This is a genomic window from Microcoleus asticus IPMA8, assembly GCF_013179805.1.
GTDB lineage: Bacteria > Cyanobacteriota > Cyanobacteriia > Cyanobacteriales > Microcoleaceae > Microcoleus > Microcoleus asticus.
Genome location: NZ_SRRZ01000015.1, coordinates 61717 through 82348, shown reverse-complemented (window position 1 = coordinate 82348; position 20632 = coordinate 61717). Strand labels below are relative to the sequence as shown.

The following is a 20632-nucleotide window of genomic DNA, read 5'->3' as shown; positions in this document are numbered from 1 at the left end:
TTCAATATGATTCAGGATGTCGCTCATGTTTCTGTCTCAAAAAAGCTTTACGATCTTCTTGTACCACAAAATGTTACTATTTTGGAGATGTCTAATAATACCAAAAAACTTCTATGGTACGCGGAAACTACGATCGACAAAAACCATATTTACGCAACCCCCACATCAACAAACCAATCGCCGAAATTTATGCAGACTTAGACGCCTTTACCTGGGAGATATTTGAAGACCAACCCCACCGCTTCGATACCGTCAGTTTCTACGTCTTGCTTCCCCCACTGTTTTACGAAGGGCGTTTCATCAAAGGAATTTATTTCAGCGAAGCAGTCGAACTCATCAACAAACTATTTCCCCAACTTTCCTCAGTATTTTTATCCTTCGCCTATTCCCCGGGAATCTCCTATTCCTGGGCCCCCATAGCTGATGCCTATTCGAGTTTATACAAAAACCCGCAGCGAGATAAGTGGTTTCGCGAAACTTATGTCGATCGCGCCCACAAACCAATCATACCCCTACAAGACACCGACTTCATTAACGAATACTTAATTTCCCCGCGCAACGTCCCCGCCAAAGACATCGACTTGTTAGCCGTCGCCCGAATTTCCGAAGAAAAAAATTTGCCAATTATTGCGAAAGCCTTAAAAGTTTACCGCCAAAAATATCCGCAAAAACCGATAAAATTAACAGTAGTCAGCGGCCACGAATTTGATGCTAGCAACCTGAAAACTCTCGACGAGTACGCATTAAAAGAATGGCGACAAGTCGAGGAAATTTTAACAAATCCCTCCGACTACATTAACTTAGTGCCGAGAGTTGACTACTACAGCGAAATCCCCACATATTATTCGCGATCACAAGCATTCGTCCTCGGTTCCCTTCTCGAAGGAAAAAACCGGGGAATTACCGAAGCCATGAGTTGCAACGTACCAGTAATTTGTTTTGAAGAATTCAACCAATACGCCAGAGGAAACTCGCCAGTTTTCCCGGAAGGTGCGGGTCTTTACGCCAAATTTGACCCGGAATCTCTCGCAGATACTATATATACAGTATTGGAACATCAAACAGAATTCAAACCGCGATATCAGTATTTAAAGCATTGCGGGCGCAAGAACTTTTTCAATACTTGTATAGACAGTTTTCCTTACTATCAGCACAACATTCCAGACTACAAGCCGGGAGATGCGATTAACAATTTGTGGCTAGATTTAGCAGTTCAGCAAAATTATCAAGTTAGTTTGAATAGCTTTTTGTACGGAGGTTCTCCCTTGTCTCATATTCGCGGAACAAATGCGATTCAGCACAATCTCGGCGAGTTAACAAAATTTATAGCTGAGTAAGATACCCACAGTAGGGACACGGCAATGCCTTGTCCCTACGGGGATATGCCACACCAAAGCCGATCGCAATTGTCTAAAACCGCATAAATTAGTAATTTACGATACAGTAAAAACCGCAATTTTGGTATTATAAAAGATAGTGAGTTTCACAACTAGGGCAGACCGGAAACAATAGTTATTTAACTGTTATCAATTCTGGAAATAAGATGTCATTCAGCAGGAGAAACAGAGAATGCACGACTTGAAAGTTGTCATCATCGGTGCGGGAATTGGCGGCTTAACTGCGGGCATAGCCCTCGAACAAGCGGGCTATCAAGTTGAAATTTACGATCGCGTTAAAGAACTGCGCCCCGCAGGAGCAGGAATCTCCCTGTGGTCGAACGGGGTCAAAGTTCTCAACAGACTCGGTTTAGGCGAAAAGATGGCAAAAATTGGCGGGCAAATGGAGCGAATGGAATACCGCACCAAAACCGGCGAACTCCTGAATGACATCGATTTAATGCCGCTAATTCAACAAGTCGGTCAGCGCCCCTATCCGGTTGCCCGCCGAGATTTGCAAAATATGTTGCTAGCAGGATTTAAGGGAGAAGTCAAGCTCGATCGCAAGTGTGTTTCTGTAGAAGAAGACGAAACCGGAGTAACAGCAATCTTTGAAAACGGAGACAAAGCGCGGGGCGATTTGTTAGTGGCTGCTGACGGCGTGCGATCGATTTTGCGTACATATATATTGGGTCGCGAAGTAGAGCCGAAATACGGCGGCTATATCAACTGGAACGGGTTAGTTCCCGCTGCGGAAGAACTGGCGCCGAAAAACACTTGGGCGATTTATGTCGGCGATCACAAACGGGCGTCAATGATGCCGGTAGCGGGCGATCGATTTTATTTTTTCTTAGATGTTCCCTTACCCAAAGGCACTCCCGCCAATCCCGACAAATACAAAGCCGAACTTAAAGAACACTTTCAAGGCTGGGCCGAGCCCGTGCAATTGCTGATAGACAGGTTCGATCCGGGTGCAGTGGCGCGGCCGGAAATTCACGACGTAGGGCCGATCGACCGCTTCGTTCGCGGTAAAGTTGCTTTGCTGGGAGATTCCGCCCACGCCACCTGCCCGGATCTCGGACAAGGCGGCTGTCAGGCGATGGAAGATGGGCTGGTACTGAGCAACTACCTTTTGAGTACGAATTTGGGCGTAGAATACGCGCTAAAACGTTACGAAACAGAGCGCAAACAGCGGGCCAATGCAGTTGTAGAAAAAGCCCGACAGCGCGCAGAACAAATACACGGTAAAGATCCGCAGGTAACAGAACAGTGGTACGAACAATTGGCTGATGAACGGCCAACTGATGTCACCGATGCGATCGCCAAAGTCATCGCGGCCGGCCCGTTACACTAATAGAAACAGATAATTGCCAGGACACAGCACTGCTGTGTCCCTACGGATACCGGCTTCATTTAAATTGCAGCGCGCAAAATAGATCGAACACTAACATTTAACCTTGCAAAAATGTCAGGCAAACTTACTACTCACGTTCTCGATACAGCCCGCGGCTGTGCGGCAGCAAATATGTCGATCGCCCTGCAATCTATTGACCCAAACTCCGGCGAAAAAACCCTGCTGAAAACAGTAACAACTAATGCTGACGGTCGCACCGCAGTTCCGTTACTATCAGAAAGCGAACTCAAACCGGGAGTTTACGAATTAGTCTTTTCCGTTGGCGAATACTTCGCACAGTGCGCCGAAACTTTGCCAGAACCGCCGTTTTTAAATAGCGTTCCGATTCAGTTCGGCATCGCCGATTCCACTGCACACTATCACGTACCTTTGCTAGTTTCCCCTTGGTCGTACAGCACTTATAGAGGTAGCTGAATAAAATTTAGTTATCAGTTGCGGTGCCTGCTCGCGTAGTCGAAGGGTGATTCGATTTTAGATTTTAGATTTTGGATTTTGGATTGACCCCACGGATAAATTCGGGGGCTTGAGGATTTTAGATTTTAGATTTTGGATTGATTCCACGGATAAATCACGTGGCGGGTACCATCAAGAAATTCTTGGTCAGTTTATAGTCAATACGATGACTCCGATTAACGATTCGACTTCTCAAATGGTGCAATTTTGCCTCCGCAACGATACGGAAGCCGATGCCAAAACGATCGATATTATTGCCTTAGATCGCGCCGTTACATTAGTAGAAGATTATTTACTTATTCCCCCTTCTTCCTCTTCCTTCGTACCCTTTGCGTCTTCGCGGTTCAATAAAAATAATTCCTCCGATACCAAAAGAATAAAACAAACCTAATTAAAATTAATCAACCCAATTCAAAATGCCATACTCTTTAGTTCAACTCAACCAAATCAGCCAGGAAGAATTTACACAAGCCCTGGGCGAGATTTTTGAACACACACCCGCCATCGCCCGCCGCACTTGGGACGATCGCCCTTTTGCCTCCACAGCCGATTTGCACGCCAAAATGGTAACAGTTGTCAGCGCCATGACTGATGCCGAAAAATTAGCTTTGATTCAAGCGCATCCCGACTTAGGAAGCAAAGCAAAAATGGCGGAAGCATCAGTTAGCGAACAGACAGGTGTAGGTTTAGATCGGCTATCTGTTGAGGAGTTCGATCGCTTTCAATTCCTGAATCGATCGTACCGCGAAAAGTTTGATTTCCCCTTCATTGCTGCGGTGAAAAAACACACTAAAACCAGCATTATCGAAGCATTTAAAAGCCGCCTCGATAATTCCTTTGAAACTGAAATGCAGCAGGCTTTAGCTGAAATTTGCGAGATTGCCCGCTTTCGGATCGAGTCGGCAATCCGAAATTAATCGGGCGGGCAGGATGCCCACCCCACAAGAAAATTCAATTTTTGTGGAACAAGCATCTTGCCTGTTGCGGGCGGGCAGGATGCCCACCCCACAAGAAAATTCAATTTTTGCCCCCATGCCTAAGTCAATATCACCCGATCGGGTGATACTTCTCGCCCAAAAAGTTCTATAATAGTATCATAAGGCACAGAAAAAGATTCGGACATACCAAATCAAGCTGGTATGGTGACAGGTTTCCATGTGTCTCCCAGAAACCACTCTCTTGGAGGCAAATATATGACATTCTTCAATCGCCAACTCACAAAAAAATCCCCCGCGCCAGTACCTGTAGAAGAAATTAAACAGGCTCAGCACGAAGAACCTGTAGGCCACCTGCACGGCATTTTCCGGCACTGGATGTGGCTTAGCCCATCCAATCACCGCGCCCAGTAAATCAGGTATTTCTCCGCCGCCGCAAACAAGCCGTAAAGTACGGTTCCCATCACAGCCAAAACCATCAATCCTGCAAAACCTAAAGGCACGTCAAAGTTAGAACTCGCGGTGACAATTAAGTAACCGAGGCCTTTGTTGGATGCTACTGTTTCCGAAATTACAGCGCCGACAAAGGCGAGGGAAATTGCTACTTTTAGGGATGCAAAAACGTACGGTAAGGTGTGGGGGAACCCGACTTTTTGGAAAATTTCGATTTGGGATGCACCAAGCGATCGCATTACATCTTTCATCTCGGGTTCCACTGTATCTAATCCTAAAGCTACATTGACGGCGATCGGGAAAAATGCCAGCAAAAAAGCAGTCAGAATTGCCGGCACCGTACCTATGCCAAACCACAGCGCAAACAGCGGCACTAACGCTACTTTCGGTACAGTATTGAACCCAACTAATAGCGGGTAAAGAACTATATATGCAATTCGGGAATATCCGATCAGAAACCCCAGCACTACGCCTGCCACAATGGCGAGGATGAAACCCGCTAGAGTTGTAAACAGGGTTTGTCCCGTGTTTTCGATCAGTGCCTTGCTTTGAGTGAAGGTTGCTGCGATGATGGCGGAGGGTGCGGGCAAGTTGTACGGGGGAATTTTGAACAGGAATACCAGAATTTCCCACACCACGAACAGCAAGATTGTGGCAGCAATTGGCAGAACAATGCTTGCTGTTTTTGAGCGCGCAAATTTTTCTAAATTATCCATTGCTTTTTCGTTTTTTAATTGCGGTGAATGTGGCGGCGCAGTTCTGCAACGATGCGGTTGAATTCATCCGACATCATCATATCTAGAGTGCAGGGACGTTGCAGGTTGACCTTGACTTTATAGACGATCGAACTCGGACGCGGGCCCATTACATAGACTGTATCCGATAAGAAAACTGCCTCCCGCAAATCGTGAGTGATCAGGATGCAAACGCACTTCACCCGCATCCACAAATCTTGCAGCATCACCCACATTTCCTCGCGGGTGAAAGCATCTAGCGCCCCAAAAGGTTCGTCCAGCAGCAGTATTTCCGGTTGGTGAATTAACCCCCGACACAGGGAAGCCCTCTGCCGCATTCCTCCCGACAATTGCCAGGGAAACTGTTTCTGAAAGTCTTGCAATCCGACTGTAGCTAACAATTCTTGGGCTTGGCGCACAAACTTTTCGCGCCGCTTCGGATCTTTAGATTCCCGCTTGTAAGGCTGCACTACTTCCAGCGGCAGCAGTACGTTGTCGAGGGTATTTCGCCAAGGCAACAGCACGGGATTTTGAAACGCAATTCCGACATTTTTGAGCGGTTTGGTAATCTTTTTGTCCCGAATCCGAATTTCGCCGATCGGGGCTGGAGATAGCCCGGAGACCATCCTCAAAATAGAAGTTTTACCGCAGCCGCTCGGCCCCACAAACGACACAAATTCCCCCTGGGCGATCGACAGAGAAATCTCGTCAATAATTCGCCTGGTTTGCCCGTCAACTCGATACTCTAAGCCCACCCGATCGAATTCCAAAAGAGTCGGTTCTTGCGTTTCGATCGTATCTGTTATAATTTTAGGCTGTACCACGATTAGTCTACCTCCTTTCTTTAATAGAAACTCAGATGTGGATGCGGTAAACAGTATTATCTCAACATTATCCCGTCACCTCTATCCTGTATACAAAAACAATTTCAAATTTATCTATTTATTGTTGATAATTGGGAACTGTGCTGTATCAGAGAATACAAACTTTCGCACAAGCAAGTAAGCGATCGCAGCATCAGCCAGTGCCGCCGAAAATAACAACTTATTTATTTGATTGTTCTTTGACAAAAACCAAATAAATGTGTTTCTGTATACAGTACGTCAAGTAATTAGAGTATACGGTATACGGCAAGCCAGAGCGCTGCTTAACTTGGACGCAAGATCCGCAGAGATTAGCGATCGTGTTTGGCGCGCTAAATAGGTTTTTTCTTTGGTTGGTTGTCCAAATAGCAAGCTTTTATCCATGAAAAATACGTGGTTAGTACGATCGCTATCCCTAGTGCCGATCGCAGCGCTACTAATTCTGAGCAGTTGCCAATCTCAACAGCCGAATGCCGCAACCACCCCTGCATCCGGGGGAACAACAGCAACAACGGCGGCTGACACCGCACAGAAACGCAGTATCAAAGTCAATCCATCTTGGCTGCTGCAAGGCGACAATGCACCGCTAACAATTGCCATTGAAAAAGGCTATTTCCCAGCCGAAGGATTGGATGTCAAAATCGAGCGGGGCTACGGTTCATCTGACACAATTACCAAAGTTGCAGCAGGCCAATTCGAGATCGGATTTGGCGATATTTACTCGATGATGGAGTTCAACGCCAAGAATCCAAACGATCCAGTAGTAGCAGTTGCAATACCTTACAACCAATCGGCTTTTGCAATTGTTGCCCTCAAGTCGAGCAACATTGCAGATCCTAAAGGATTAGCCGGCAAAAAGCTAGGAGCTCCCGCAGGAGATGCACCCCGCAAATTGTGGCCAGTATTTGCCCAAAAAACGGGCGTGCAGGCAGACTCGGTAGAGTGGATTACAATGGAGCCAAAGCTGCGCGAAACATTATTAATTAAAGGCGATGTGGATGCGGTGAGCGGCTTTGCAACAACGATAATCCCTGCATTAGAAAAAGCAGGCAAAAAGCCGGAAGATATGAATGTCTTTTACTACACCGAGAACGGTTTAAATTTGTACGGAAATGCGATCGTTGTTAAAAAAGCCTTTTTAGAAAAAAATCCAGAAGTAGTAAAAGGCTTTTTGAGAGCGTATTTTAAAGGACTTCAAGATACATTAAAAGATCCGGCAGCCGGATTGGAATCGGTGGTGAAAGCTGGAGATAGCTTGATGGACAAAAATGCGGAAAAGCGCCGCCTGCAAATTGCTTTAGAAAGGCTGTACGTTACTCCCGAAGTTGAAAAAGTTGGCTTGGGAGGAGTCGATCCAACTCGTCTGGAAGCCACAGCTAAACAAGTAGCAGAAGTCTTACAAATAGCAGCTCCGCCAGTTAATCAGATATTTGATGAGAGCTACTTGCCTCCGAAAGAAGAGCGAGCTTTACCTGCTGCTGCAGATCGCAAACCCTTGACTTAAAAGTCGATCGAATATATTGCCGTTGTCCGAGATCGCTCGGCGGTTGAAACCGCTACTACACAAACAAAGTCCGCCTGCGCGGACTAAGAAATCGAGGGGTATTCTACTCGTTACCAGGCAGAGCCTGGTAACGCAGATCCGGAGGCTCTGCCTCCAATTTCGCTATTTACGGTGTGAGGATAATGTCTAAATCTTTGTTTTTCCAAATCCTGCTGACAGCAACGCCAGCCTTTTTTTGTATTAATTTTCTGCATTGTCCTGCCAGCTTTGCTGCGGAAATTGCCGCTGCTGAAACCGAGGAAGCAAAAGCCCTGACAGCAGAGTTACCGCTAGCAGAATTGGTTGCATCGCCAGTGGCGATCGCACCAAGTCAAACACAGATAAACCCTGCGGTAACGCCAGAAATAGCAGCCCAGATAGAACTAAACGATCGACAACAACAGGAGAATAGTTCACTCACTCCAGACAGCGATCAAGTCACATCAGTTTCTCAGCTAAACGATGTTACACCTGCCAACACAGTAACTGAAGAATCCGGCGAAGCACAAATTGCGATCGCACCAATTCCCACCCAGACAAATCCAGCGGTAACACCAGAAAATTCCGCCGATATCGCACCCAAAAATCAACCAGAAACCGAGCCGGAAAAAGTTACAGCATTTTCTCAAGAAAACGAGGTAAAACCTACAGAAACAGCAGCCCAAGAATCCGGTGGATCGAACGTATTGGCGGAGTCAATCCAAACGCAGCAAAATCCGGCAAGTATTGACGACATCGAACAGATAGATAGCCTGGAAATAAACGAGGCTTCCGAAATAGAGCAAGTCACCTCAGTTTCCCAACTCAGCGATGTCAAACCCACAGATTGGGCATTTCAAGCACTGCAATCATTAGTTGAACGCTACGGCTGCATCGCAGGATATCCCGACGGCACCTATCGCGGAAATCGAGCCATGACTCGCTACGAATTCGCCGCCGGCTTGAACGCTTGCCTCGATCAAGTTTCCGAGTTGATAACAGGCGGAACCTCGAATTTTGTCAAAAAAGAAGATTTAGAAAAACTTCAGAAACTGCAAGAAGAATTTGCGGCAGAACTAGCAACGCTGCGCGGTAGAGTCGATGTATTAGAAGCTCGCACGGCGGAGCTAGAATCTAATCAATTCTCGACCACAACGAAACTCAATGCTACGGTTTGGTTCAACCTCACATCAGCATTTCCCACAGGCGACATCACTGCCGAACGCAGCCGCACTGCCCCGAACAGCGCCTTTGCTCCCCCAACTCGCGATGCAAACAATCGACCGACTCGCGTCGATCGCGATCGACCTGAAAATACTTTTAGCTACTACGCTTTCTTGACGCTAAATACCTCGTTTACGGGCAAAGATTCCCTGGTGACTCAGTTAGTTTTCGGCAACGGCAACTCGCCTGCGAACGAACTTGTATCGGCGGGTTTTTACAACTCTTGGGGAACGCCGTTTTTAGATCAAACTGGCGTGCCGGCGGCTAATAATGTGGGAATTCGCGAGATGTCCTACACGTTTCCGGTAGGAGATAAAGTTCAAGTTTCGATCGGGCCGCGGTTGAATTATTATCGATACTTTGACGGCAACCGCTTCACGTTTTTTCTCAGAGGAGCAACGAGTTTTAACTCGAACGGAAGTACACTGTTGAATGCCGTCGATCGCGGATCGGGTGCTGCTGTCATTTGGCAAATTGCCAAACCAGTCAGGTTTACTGCTGCCTATATGGCTGAAAATACCGAATTTTTGAATCCTGCGGTATTCAATACCGCTAGCAATCCCAGCGATGGTTTGTTCAACAGTTCAAACACGATTACAGCGCAATTAGAATACTCTCCCAGCAACTCTTTCAATCTCAGGCTGATTTACGCGCGATCGAGCCTCAAACCTTATAATGGATTCATCGGCGGTGCAGTGGGCGAGCCGCTGCCTTACGGCTATGCAGATGACGGTTTTGGGGGAAGAGTTAGAGACTCCGGTGCAGATGCTTTTGTTGTCAATTTTGATTGGTTGCTGACCCGAAATTTTGGTTTATTCGGGCGGTATTCCTACGGGAAACTTGAGGTAAATCCGGTAAATCGCGATCGCTCTGGTGGAGATATTAAAGTACAGTCTTTTCAAGTCGGGATGGGATTTCCCGATTTGGGAAAAAAGGGCGCGCTGGGTGTACTTTCATTTGTGATTCCCCACAATTATATATCGGGCCGCAGATTTTTGCTGTCGGGCGGGGGTAATGGAGGTACTCAGTACGAGGTAGAGGGTTCGTACTATTACCCGATTACTAATAATATTGCGATCGTCCCGGCATTTTACGCTATTTTCAATGCCAACAATTTTGATGGCAACCCCACTGTATTTGTCGGAAATCTTCGCACTCAGTTTAGCTTTTAAGTAGGCACACGCCTTTTAAGTAGGGACACGGCATTGCCGTATGCCTACAGTTGCAGGTGTGGGTAGGGACACGGCACTGCCGTGTCCCTACAGGTGTCGCGTACAATCTATAGTCCCTACAAATGTCACCTGCAATCTATACCTATCTGCTACAGAAGCGTCAATGTGCTGTATCATTGATAATGAGTCAGCCAAAACAAACTCTCATTTAACATAAAAGTTTTAGATAGGAGGCTGAATCAACCATTTTTAACAATAGTAAACTAACTTTATTTTAAACTGAAGGATAACTGATTTTGGGCCTTTCATTTCGCGCGATTCGCCGCACTCAATCCCTCCACGAACAAACTTACCAAGCTCTCCGAACTGCTATCCTGTCGGGGGAATTAGCAGGTGGAGAACGCCTGATCGAAACACAACTGGCCCAAATGCTAAACGTCAGCAGAACTCCTGTGAGAGAAGCTTTGTGCCAACTGCAACGAGAGAATTTAGTGACGGCAGATCCGAATAATGGATTGCGCGTCGCTACGCTTTCGATCGCCGATGCAGCGGATCTTTACGATTGTCGGATTGCTTTGGAACAGTTATCAGTGGCCGGGGCGAGTCAAAATGCGACACCAACTCAATTGAAACAACTCGAATCGATCGTCCAACAAGCAGAAAATAACACACAGGCGCGCTCGGGCGAACTGACAAACTATCAATTATTGTACGCAGACTGCCAATTTCACCGTTTGCTAGCCCAAAGTTCGGGCAATTCTTGGTTGGTAACTTTGTTAGATCAGGTATTTGACAAAATGATCTTAGTGCGGCTCCGCACAATGGAATACAATCCGGGAGTATTGGAAATTCGCAGCGAACACCGCCGCATTTATCAAGCTGTCAGCGAACAAAATCCGGCCGCCGCTGTCCAAGCAATTAAAGAACATTTAATTGCCAGCAAAGCGCGGGTAATTAAAGAAATTCAGGAGATAGAACAGCAGCACGGGAAAATAGATAAGTTAAAATAAAGGCGATCGTACCATTAAAAAGAATCTCTCCCGATCGCCAGAGCGACAATCTCAATTCGCGACAATCTCAATTAACGATCGCGAGCGGGAAGCTCGCACTGTAATATGTCAGCAAATTATCCGCGAGAATTAATCGGTTACGGGCAAAATCCGCCCCACCCCAAATGGCCCGATCGAGCGCGCGTAGCCGTGCAATTTGTCATCAATTACGAAGAAGGCGGAGAAACCTGCATCCTGCACGGAGATGCGTCTTCGGAAACGTTTCTGTCAGAAATTGTCGGGGCCGTCCCCCTATCGGGACTGCGCCACATGAATATGGAATCCTGTTACGAATACGGCAGTCGGGCCGGTTTGTGGCGGCTGCACCGGATGTTTACTTCTAGGAGAATTCCGGTAACAGTTTACGGGGTAGCGATGGCATTAGAAAGGCATCCCGAAGCAGTAGCAGCGATGTTAGAGGCCGATTGGGAAATTGCCAGCCACGGCTACCGCTGGATCGATTATAAGTATTTTGGAGAAGAAGCGGAACGGGAGCACTTGCACAGGGCGATCGCCCTCCATACGCAAGTTACAGGCAGCCGTCCCCTCGGCTGGTATACCGGGCGCACGAGCCCCCATACTCGCAAGCTAGTAGCCGAGGAAGGCGGTTTTCTCTACGATGCCGACAGCTACGCGGATGACCTGCCTTACTGGGTGTACGAGTGCGCCAGACCCCACCTAGTAATTCCCTACACCCTCGACAACAACGATATGCGGTTTGCCACGAGTCAGGGGTTTAATTCCGGCGATCAGTTTTTTGCTTACCTGCGGGATGCTTTCGACTTACTCTACGCCGAGGGGGAGACAGCACCCAAGATGATGAGTGTGGGACTGCACTGCCGTTTGGCAGGCAGGCCGGGGCGCGCTGCTGCCCTGGCGCGTTTTTTGGATTACGTGCAGCAGCACGAAAAGGTGTGGGTATGCCGCCGCATCGATATTGCCCGACACTGGCACGAATATCACAAGCCGATAGTCTCCAAGGAGGACTGAAGTCCTCACTACAAACCTGAAATCCGTAGGGAAACGGTAGTGCCGTGTCTGAAATCCCTAGGGAAACGGTAGTGCCGTTTCCCTACTACTACGAACCCGCTTTATAAGCGGCCCACCCACCTCGATCGGAAATATCCAGCCACTTGTACTTCTCCACTAACTCCCGCGGGTACAAGAAAGCCGTTAACACTTCCCCGTCCTCCAAAACCACATCCGACGGATACATATACGGCGGTTCTCCGGCTGCAAGCTTTTCAAATTGCTCTGGAGTCAGTTCGTACACTTCGCCCGGAATTGATACGCCGGAGGCGGCCACTTCGTAAATTGCAGGATGCCAGCCATTTTCTGCCGAGTGCAAGCGGTAAATCGGACGAGTTTTCGCTTCTCTGATAAACTTGGCTTCTCCAAGGTTGCTGTTGTCCGGCTGACCCCGAAGGGCAGAACCGCAAATGAACACTCGTTTGGCTGCAATTGCTGTTTGAGTCATATCCACCCGATAAAAAATTGTGCTTTTTTGTACAGTTAAATGGCCGCGATCGCCTTTATTCTGCTTACTGTGTTTTGCATACAGCAGTTTAAGTGCCAAAGCCATCGATTTTTGTAAACAAGGCTACATTGTTTCGCCTATTTAAATGCTATTGCATACAGTATACAACAATTAGTTAAATCAATCAATAGCAGAACTTTATATGACAGTTACATTTACACTTTCAGTCAACGGGTCGCGCCTCAACCGCAGCATCGCCCAACTCGCTCAAATCGGCAAACTACCGGGAGGAGGCGTCAGTCGGGTAGCATTTACCAAAGCAGATTTGCTTGCCCGCCAACTCGTTGAATCTTGGATGGTAGAAGCAGGGATGACAGTTCGCATTGACGCGGCGGGGAATATTATCGGTCGATATCCCGGAAAGCGCGAAGGTGCAGCGCTAGCCACAGGTTCTCACATCGACACCGTGACTGTGGGCGGCCATTACGACGGAGTTTTGGGAGTTTTGGCAGGCATTGAAGTGGTGCGGGTACTGCACGAAAATAACGTGCGCTTGGAACATCCCATTGAGACGATCGTATTTACTGACGAAGAATGCACCGTTATCGGCTGCAAAGCGATGGCCGGAAATACAATCAGCGATGCCGCATATTACCGACGCACCGACGGTACTTCCATTGAAACTTGCTTGGAAAAAATTGGCGGAGATTGGTCAAAAATTGGGGATGCCAAACGCCATCCCCAAGAAATAGCAGCTTTTGTAGAACTGCACGTCGAACAAGGAGGCGTTTTGGAAAGTACCGCCGACGAAATAGGAGTAGTCAAAGGCATTGTCGGACAGTACCGCTATGCAGTAACGGTAACGGGCCGCCCGAATCATGCCGGTTCGACGCCCATGCACGCCCGAAAAGATGCGCTGGTAGCCGCCGCACAAATGGTACTGGCAGTCAACAAGTTGGGAGTGGAAACACCCGGAGAACAGGTAGCAACGGTGGGTTACTTAAATGTGTCGCCGAATGCTACAAATATTGTTCCGGGAAAGGTGGATTTTAAAATCGACTTGCGCGATATATCTCAAACTCATTTGGAAAAGTTGTTAGTTAAAATGAAACAGGAGTTTGGGGCGATCGCACTTGCCACCCTAACCGAAGTTGAAATGACCGAAATGCTGCACGTATTGCCGACGCTAGCAGCACCAAAAATTCAAAATGCAATTGCAGAAGTTTGCCGGGAATTAAGCTTGAGTTACACGCATTTAATCAGCCGCGCCGGACACGACGCTCAAGAAATCGGACGGTTTACCGATATGGGGATGATTTTCGTTGCTTCTCGCGGCGGCATCAGCCATGCAGAAGATGAATATACTTCCCCCGAACAGTGTACTCAGGGAGCAAATGCGCTGTTGCAAACGTTCTTGAAGCTCGATCGGCTTTACGACTAGAGCAGCAGAATAAGCGATGCTTTCAGCAATTCAAAACGTCCTAAAAACATAGGTTAGTTGACAAAAATCAGATGACAGATAATGCCCGATTCCCGATGCCAGATTCCCGATTCCCTATGACAATATCTTCAAAAATCTTACTCGCCAAATTTCTAGCCAAATTCACAGGAACAGCATTGCCGACCATTTTGTATCCATCAGCAATATACTTGTATTTAAAAATAAACTCATCCGGGAAAGTCTGAACTCTCGCGCACTCTCGCACAGAAAGCCGACGGTAAGGCAGAGGCGAATTGGGATCAAAAATGCGTTTGTCTTTGCCCACCAGAATCATTTTACTAGCTTGAGGATGGAGAGGTGCGTGTCTACCGCTTGCCTGAATTGTAAAAGAAGGTTCTGACCAACTTCTAACTCGATTCCGCGACATATAAATGCTCGAAAACCCCAAATCCGCAGATTCGTGATTTGGGACAGAATCGTGATAATTATCTAATTTACTCTTAACTGACATAGGGGCGATCGCCTGCAAATCAAAAATCGCATCTTTCAGCGTCAAAACATCTGTTCCAGGTTCGGGAAACTCAAAACTCAAACCCAGATTTTCCCGATAACCAACAACAATCACCCTTTGCCTATCTTGCGGGACACCAAAATTTCTAGCATTCACCAACTTGTACGAAACCCGATATCCGATGTCCTCAAACTGCGATAATATATAAGTGAAAGCATCCTTGTTTCTGGGAGCCAAAATACCGCTAACATTCTCAGCTAAAAAAAACAAAGGCTGCTTGTCCCGCACAATTCTGATATACTCCCAGAAAAGTTGACCCCGACAGTCATCAATCCCCCGTTTCGCCCCGGCTTCACTCCAACTTTGACAAGGAGGCCCGCCGATTATCCCAATACAGTTGGGAATTTCATCAGATTTGATTTTTCTGATATCTCTGCCATCTAAAATTGTTTCAGGATGGTTAAACTCGTAAGTATCCCAAATAGACTTATCATACTCATTAGCCCAAACCGGATTAAACCCAGCCAAGCGAAAACCCAAATCCAACCCGCCACAACCCGAAAACAGAGAAATAATATTCATACCAATCGACATCTATCTCCTCTATTCCTTCGCGCCTTCGCGGTTCGTTAAAAAATCCAATAACCCTCAATGAATGCAGAATCCATCCTTCAATCTTACCAACATTTTGGCGTCCATCTCGGCCTAGAAAGAATTCACCAACTTCTCCAAAAACTAGACAACCCCCACCAACAAGTACCCATTATCCACATTGCCGGCACCAATGGCAAAGGTTCCGTTTGCGCTTATCTCTCTTCCGTACTAACAGAAGCAGGCTATCGAGTTGGACGCTACACATCCCCCCACCTAATCGATTGGACAGAAAGAATTTGCATCAACCAAAAATCGATTTCCCCAACAGCATTGCAAGAGTGTCTAGAACGAGTTGTCGCCGCCACCGAAAACAACACCGAAACTCCTACTCAATTTGAAATAATCACCGCCGCAGCTTGGCTGTATTTCGCCGAACAAAAAACAGACATCGCAGTCGTAGAAACTGGATTGGGCGGTAGATTAGACGCGACTAACGTTTGCGAAACACCTCTCGTTAGCGTTATCACTTCTATCAGTCTCGACCACTGGCAAATACTCGGCCCCACCGTGGCCGATATTGCTGGGGAAAAAGCGGGAATTCTTAAAGCAAAATGTCCGGCCGCGATCGGAGAATTGCCAGAATCAGCTAGAATAGTAGTAGAAAAACGCATTCAAGAATTAGACTGTCCGGCAACTTGGGTAAAACCAGCAATAGATTTAGGACAAGGATTCGCAGAATATCAGTTAAATCAAAATGCGGTTAAAATAAAATATCAATTGCCGCTGCTGGGAAAAATTCAACTAATGAATTCAGCAATTGCGATCGCAACTTTGCAAACTCTCCAAAACCAAGGATGGCAAATTTCCCCAACCGCCATCGAAAACGGTATCGCCAAAACCCAATGGCCCGGAAGACTCCAGCAGACAACTTGGAAAAACCGCAATATATTAATTGACGGCGCGCACAATCCAGCCGCAGCTATCGCCCTGCGTGAATATGTCGATCGCCTGAACAATCACCCGTCACCGATTAACTGGGTAATTGGCATTCTTGCGACTAAAGACTGCGATGATATTTTGAAAGCATTACTCAAAAAGGGCGATCGACTTTACCTAGTACCCGTACCCGATCAAAACTCATCATCCCCCGCAGAATTAGCCGCCCTAGCTCAAATTATCTGCCCCGAATTAACTCTCTGTCAAGCCTTCTCCGACTTAACAACAGCTTTAGATGCTGCTGTTACAGGCGACAACCTAACAATCCTTTGCGGTTCGCTTTATCTCGTCGGCTATTTTTTGCAACAACAACAATCCCAAGCTTAAACGCATCAGAATTGTGTTTCTTCCTCAGTAAAGATAGGAGGCCACAATTCCGAAACGGGCAATTCCCAACCGGGAAAAAGTTCTGCTACTGTTAAGATATCGCCATTTCCTAAAACAGTCGGTTCACCTGTAGAGCGATAAATTGTCAATGTTTCTTCATCAGGATCGATCAGAATTCCGACGGTCGCACCCAGTTCTATAAACTTCAAAACCTTGGCTTCTATAGGCTTAATGCGATCGCTCTGAGATTTAATCTCAACCACCAAATCGGGGACAAGTTCTCCAAAATAACGCGGACTTTGGCGCAAGCGGGCGGCGCGCACAAAAGAAACATCCGGTGCTTTGACATTCGTATCCGGCATGATGAAACCGCCTGCGGAGTCAAAGACTCTCCCCAAGCGACGGGGATTTATCCAAGCGAAAAGAAAGGCGATGAGACGGCTACTGATTTCACTGGATACGATGTCTGACGGCCCCATAACTGAAAGTCTCCCGTCTTCTAGTTCAATTTTGTAATCTAAACCCGCTTCGGAAAAAAGGGTTTGAACTTGGTTTAAATCTTTGAGTGTCATCGCTGGCATAAGAATTTTCTCCTATTCCGATCTGAGCTTTGATTTTAACACGAGTCAAATTTCTGAATATTTGATGAATTCAGACTATATTCCTACAAATTATCAATCAAGCTGAATTGAGAAAGGCGATCGCACGGGATAAATAAACCCGGTTTCTGGGATGAGCGATCGTTCTTATCAACAAACATTTACCTCTAAAATAGTCGAGATTGACTGATCCAGATTTTTCCTCTGACTCTGCGTTGTGAAGAGGCGGTAATTTCATCATTCGATAATAACTTAAAAGCTGATATTTGCTTATCTATGGCGACACAAATTCCCATTATTTAAGAATACGTCAACTTGTAGAAAAAAGCAAGGGCGAGAGCAAAAAAAATCCCGCCCCAGCTTCAATTAAAAACTACCTTTGATCCCAAGCCTTAGCGGCATCAGCGACAGCTAGCTCTACCGACTTCTCATCCAACATTGCCGCCTGCAAATTGTCATAAATCGCCTTTTGCAGCTTTTTAACATCCTTGAGAGGCGGAATCAATAGCTCGGCGGAACTCAACCCAGAAGCACTAACAACCCGAGCTCGATCGGCTGCAGGAGCATCAGCGGGAACGCTCTTAAAATAACCGTCCTGCAAAGCCTCAACCGTAGAAGGCAAAACATTAGCAGCCTTAGCAAAAGCCAACTGATTTTGAGAATTAGTCACGTACAAAGCAAACTTGACAGCATCATCAGGGCGCTTGCTGTCGCGGGGCACAACCAAATTCATGACCGCCACAGTCTTCTTGCCTGTTTCCCCCGTAATTTGAGGCGCAGCAGCCGAAACAGCACCAATACTCGGAGCATTCTCAGAAATCGCCTTTAAAAACTGAGGCCCCGAAGCTAACAAAGTAGTTTCCCCAGCTTGATAAAGCTCGATCGCCCTGCGATGTCCCTGCACCAAAACATCCTGCGGCAAAAGTCCGCCCTTGTACAAATCCACCCAATACTGAAAAACAGCTTTCCCCTTATCAGTATTAAAAGCAGCCTTGCCTTTAGCGTCAACCAAAGGCACACCCATCTGCACGAAAGATTGCAAAACTTCCGCCGAATCTTCCGGCACAAAAGTCACAAAAAAAGCAAACTTACCAGTCTTCTCCTTCACCTGCTTCGCAACAGTTGCTAACTCGGCATAAGTAGCCGGAGGCTTAGCAATTCCAGCCTTCTTTAACAACTCCGTATTGTAAATTGTCACCCCAGTCGTGAGATACCAAGGAATGCCAAAAGTCTTGCCGTCGAGTACACTAGCTTTCCAGATATTTGGGAGATAGAGCGATCGAACTTGCTGCGGAATCCGAGAATCCAAATCCAGCCAAGCATTGCGTCCCGCCAACAGCGAAGCAAAATCGGGATTGAGGTTAACCACATCCGGCGCAGTTTTCGCCGAAACCGCCCCCAAAATCTTGCTTTCCATCGCCGACCAAGGAACGTCCACCCAACGCACCTTCACCCCCGGATTTTCCGCTTCAAAACCGGCGATCGTCTTGTTGAAATACTCAGTAAACTGAGGTTGAAGCTGCATAGTCCAGAACTCGATTTGCTGCGTATTATTTGCCTGGGAATTAACAGCCGGCTTGCTGCAACTCACCACCGCAGCCAGCAGCAGCCCCACGAGTCCAAAAACAGCAAACAGTTGCCAAGATTTACGTTTCATAGAATAAAATTTGAGAGTTATGGGAACCGTTAGAAAAAAGCGATCGCCCGAATCAAGCGCGATCGAGTCAGTAACAGAGTTTTGTACCTGGGCCCAGGAGCGAGATAGTCTGTTTTTGTGCAGAATCGGCAGGTTTTCGGTCGATCGAGCTGGAATTTATTGACATTCGCAGCAGAATAGCTATTGTCAAGTAAATTGGATAGCATAAAATCGGAACTAGCGATCGCGCAACACAGACGGATCTGCGCAGCTACGGCGGGATACCGAGATTGCAGCACTCTTGCGGCAGTTGGAAACCAACCCTCCAACACCGCGCGCGCTGAATCAGGCTGGCCAACTACAAAAGAAAAAAATAGCAATTACCGGCGACCCAATCACATGGTTAACTTTTTCAAAGGTCTACTTTCCCAACGCCAGCCAGGAATCGGGATCGAAATAGCCCCAGACCGCATCAACATCATTCAGCTCGAAAAGAAAGCTCAGGCATTAAAATTAGGCATCCTAGCCTCAATAGAAGTTCCAGAAGACTATGTACAAGAAGGACAAATAGTCGATCCGCCAGGAATGGCAGAACTCATACGCGCCGTCCTCGCTGAAAACAAAATCAAAGCCAAGCGAGTAGCCACAGCCATTCCCGGCCGCGAAGCCGTCATCCGCCTCATCCCAGTTCCCGCAGAGCTCAACGAAGAAGAACTGCGGGATTACATGAACGCAGAAGCAGGACTGTACTTGCCGTTTCCCAGAGAAGACGCCGACGTAGACTATCAAAAAATAGGCCTTTTTGTAGATGACGACGGAGTAGAAAAAGTGCAAGTCGTGTTAGTAGCAACCCGCAGAGAAGTTACCGACACATACATCGAAACCTTTAAAGAAGCCGGACTGATTATAGACGTACTAGAAGTAACCAGCTTTGCCTTAATCCGCACCCTCAAAGAACAACTGCAACAATTTTCCTCCCAAGAAGCAGCAGTTCTCACCGCCATAGAATTTGACAGCACCGAGTTAGCTATAGTAGTGGACGGTATACCTCAGTTCAACCGTACCATCCCGATCGGCACCTACCAAATCCAGACCGCCCTCAACCAAGCCATGAACCTGCCGCCAACCAGAGACACCAGCGAACTGCAAGGGATGACTCTGCCAGTCACAGATACAATGGGCGCATCGGGAGACGCCAATCCCGGCACAAATGCGATGATTAAAGTATTGGGAGAACTAGCAGACGAACTGCGCCGCTCAGTAGACTTTTACCTCAACCAGAGCGAAGAACTTGAAGTAGCGCAACTGCTGTTAGCGGGTCCTGGAGCTGCGATCGGCAAACTAGACGAATTTTTCATGCAAAGATTAAGCTTGCCGGCATCTCAAGTCGATCCCATCGAAACCCTAGGACTCGAAATCAGCGAAGAAATTACCCCAGAACAGCGAGCAGGTTTAGGAGTCGCCCTAGGTTTAGGACTCAGGGAGGTGATGTGACCTAACAGTTTTAGATGGGAGAAAAACCGATTTGAGAATTTTAGGTAAAAACCCCTGCCCAAAGAAGAAGGCAGAAAGCAGAAGGTAGAATATTGGAGGTAGAAGGTAGAAGGTAAAAGGTAGAATATCTCTGAGGTAGAAGCAGCCCATTCCTTCAGTAGAAGGAAGAAAGTTGTTTCTTTCTTCCCTAAATAAATCCTTCACTTGTACCAGCAATCTTGGGTTCTGTCAAAAATCTAAAATTTCAAATTTAAATCTATAGCAACAGCCAAGACAGTTAGGACCTTCTTAATTGCTGAAACATAAGCGGTCGATTCCTTCTTACTTCTACCTTCTTCCTTGTGTCTTCTACCTTCTACCTT

Annotated in this window: 20 protein-coding genes; 13 read left to right on the top strand and 7 right to left on the bottom strand. The window is 47.0% G+C overall.

Annotation, left to right across the window (positions count from 1 at the left end; genetic code table 11):
• The first annotated feature begins 113 nt into the window (after positions 1 to 113).
• The 6 genes from E5S67_RS06125 to E5S67_RS06100 all read left to right on the top strand — a co-directional run bounded on the left by E5S67_RS06125 (position 114) and on the right by E5S67_RS06100 (position 4592).
• Complete coding sequence (locus tag E5S67_RS06125; protein ID WP_172186181.1) at positions 114 to 1337, top strand: glycosyltransferase; 1224 nt, start codon at positions 114 to 116, stop codon at positions 1335 to 1337.
• Positions 1338 to 1569: 232 nt separating this feature from the next.
• Positions 1570 to 2730, top strand: a complete 1161-nt coding sequence (gene hpxO / locus E5S67_RS06120; protein WP_172186180.1) for an FAD-dependent urate hydroxylase HpxO — start codon at positions 1570 to 1572, stop codon at positions 2728 to 2730.
• A gap of 111 nt (positions 2731 to 2841) precedes the next feature.
• The gene (gene uraH, locus E5S67_RS06115; protein ID WP_172186179.1) at positions 2842 to 3204 is read left to right on the top strand and encodes a hydroxyisourate hydrolase; all 363 of its coding nucleotides are present in this window, start codon (positions 2842 to 2844) and stop codon (positions 3202 to 3204) included.
• Positions 3205 to 3409: 205 nt separating this feature from the next.
• Positions 3410 to 3634 carry a hypothetical protein gene (locus E5S67_RS33140; RefSeq protein WP_246276640.1) on the top strand — a complete coding sequence of 75 codons (225 nt, stop codon included), beginning with the start codon at positions 3410 to 3412 and terminating at the stop codon, positions 3632 to 3634.
• Positions 3635 to 3659: 25 nt separating this feature from the next.
• A complete protein-coding gene (gene uraD / locus E5S67_RS06105; RefSeq protein ID WP_172186177.1) occupies positions 3660 to 4160 on the top strand; it encodes a 2-oxo-4-hydroxy-4-carboxy-5-ureidoimidazoline decarboxylase in 501 nt (166 codons plus the stop codon).
• 276 nt (positions 4161 to 4436) lie between these two features.
• Positions 4437 to 4592: a hypothetical protein gene (locus E5S67_RS06100; protein WP_172186176.1), complete on the top strand. Its 156-nt coding sequence runs from the start codon at positions 4437 to 4439 to the stop codon at positions 4590 to 4592.
• On the opposite strand, the gene E5S67_RS06095 is transcribed toward E5S67_RS06100, so the two are convergent.
• Both E5S67_RS06095 and E5S67_RS06090 read right to left on the bottom strand, forming a co-directional pair.
• Positions 4577 to 5347: an ABC transporter permease gene (locus tag E5S67_RS06095; RefSeq protein ID WP_172186175.1), complete on the bottom strand. Its 771-nt coding sequence runs from the start codon at positions 5345 to 5347 to the stop codon at positions 4577 to 4579. The genes E5S67_RS06100 and E5S67_RS06095 overlap by 16 nt on opposite strands.
• Before the next feature lie 14 nt (positions 5348 to 5361).
• A complete protein-coding gene (locus E5S67_RS06090) occupies positions 5362 to 6189 on the bottom strand; it encodes an ATP-binding cassette domain-containing protein (protein ID WP_172186174.1) in 828 nt (275 codons plus the stop codon).
• Positions 6190 to 6610: 421 nt separating this feature from the next.
• On the opposite strand from E5S67_RS06090, the gene E5S67_RS06085 reads away from it, so the two are divergent.
• The 4 genes from E5S67_RS06085 (at position 6611) to puuE (ending at position 12185) form a co-directional block, all read left to right on the top strand.
• Positions 6611 to 7732 (top strand): ABC transporter substrate-binding protein, encoded by a 1122-nt coding sequence (locus E5S67_RS06085; RefSeq protein WP_172186173.1) that lies wholly within the window; start codon positions 6611 to 6613, stop codon positions 7730 to 7732.
• Between the two features lie 182 nt (positions 7733 to 7914).
• Positions 7915 to 10146: an iron uptake porin gene (locus E5S67_RS06080; protein ID WP_172186171.1), complete on the top strand. Its 2232-nt coding sequence runs from the start codon at positions 7915 to 7917 to the stop codon at positions 10144 to 10146.
• 296 nt (positions 10147 to 10442) lie between these two features.
• Positions 10443 to 11156 (top strand): GntR family transcriptional regulator, encoded by a 714-nt coding sequence (locus E5S67_RS06075; RefSeq protein ID WP_246276639.1) that lies wholly within the window; start codon positions 10443 to 10445, stop codon positions 11154 to 11156.
• A 105-nt stretch (positions 11157 to 11261) separates the two neighbouring features.
• The gene (gene puuE / locus E5S67_RS06070) at positions 11262 to 12185 is read left to right on the top strand and encodes an allantoinase PuuE (protein ID WP_172186170.1); all 924 of its coding nucleotides are present in this window, start codon (positions 11262 to 11264) and stop codon (positions 12183 to 12185) included.
• An 88-nt stretch (positions 12186 to 12273) separates the two neighbouring features.
• Here the strand turns inward: puuE and E5S67_RS06065 are convergent, their stop codons facing one another.
• Positions 12274 to 12777, bottom strand: coding sequence for an allophanate hydrolase-related protein (locus tag E5S67_RS06065; RefSeq protein WP_246276638.1), 504 nt, complete (start codon positions 12775 to 12777; stop codon positions 12274 to 12276).
• A gap of 97 nt (positions 12778 to 12874) precedes the next feature.
• Here E5S67_RS06065 and E5S67_RS06060 point away from each other — a divergent pair, with 97 nt between their 5' ends.
• A complete protein-coding gene (locus E5S67_RS06060; RefSeq protein ID WP_172186169.1) occupies positions 12875 to 14113 on the top strand; it encodes a Zn-dependent hydrolase in 1239 nt (412 codons plus the stop codon).
• Positions 14114 to 14180: 67 nt separating this feature from the next.
• On the opposite strand, the gene E5S67_RS06055 is transcribed toward E5S67_RS06060, so the two are convergent.
• Positions 14181 to 15206 (bottom strand): DNA cytosine methyltransferase, encoded by a 1026-nt coding sequence (locus tag E5S67_RS06055; protein WP_246276637.1) that lies wholly within the window; start codon positions 15204 to 15206, stop codon positions 14181 to 14183.
• A 69-nt stretch (positions 15207 to 15275) separates the two neighbouring features.
• Here E5S67_RS06055 and E5S67_RS06050 point away from each other — a divergent pair, with 69 nt between their 5' ends.
• On the top strand, positions 15276 to 16541 hold the full coding sequence (locus E5S67_RS06050) for a bifunctional folylpolyglutamate synthase/dihydrofolate synthase (RefSeq protein WP_172186167.1): 1266 nt from the start codon (positions 15276 to 15278) through the stop codon (positions 16539 to 16541).
• Positions 16542 to 16546: 5 nt separating this feature from the next.
• Here E5S67_RS06050 and E5S67_RS06045 read toward each other — a convergent pair whose 3' ends face one another.
• From E5S67_RS06045 to E5S67_RS06035, 3 genes are all read right to left on the bottom strand, one after another.
• Positions 16547 to 17122 carry a Uma2 family endonuclease gene (locus E5S67_RS06045; protein WP_172186166.1) on the bottom strand — a complete coding sequence of 192 codons (576 nt, stop codon included), beginning with the start codon at positions 17120 to 17122 and terminating at the stop codon, positions 16547 to 16549.
• A gap of 391 nt (positions 17123 to 17513) precedes the next feature.
• Positions 17514 to 18797 carry an ABC transporter substrate-binding protein gene (locus tag E5S67_RS06040; RefSeq protein ID WP_172186165.1) on the bottom strand — a complete coding sequence of 428 codons (1284 nt, stop codon included), beginning with the start codon at positions 18795 to 18797 and terminating at the stop codon, positions 17514 to 17516.
• 29 nt (positions 18798 to 18826) lie between these two features.
• A complete protein-coding gene (locus tag E5S67_RS06035; protein WP_172186164.1) occupies positions 18827 to 19003 on the bottom strand; it encodes a hypothetical protein in 177 nt (58 codons plus the stop codon).
• Positions 19004 to 19175: 172 nt separating this feature from the next.
• Here E5S67_RS06035 and pilM point away from each other — a divergent pair, with 172 nt between their 5' ends.
• A complete protein-coding gene (gene pilM / locus E5S67_RS06030) occupies positions 19176 to 20270 on the top strand; it encodes a type IV pilus assembly protein PilM (protein ID WP_172186162.1) in 1095 nt (364 codons plus the stop codon).
• Positions 20271 to 20632: the final 362 nt, after the last annotated feature.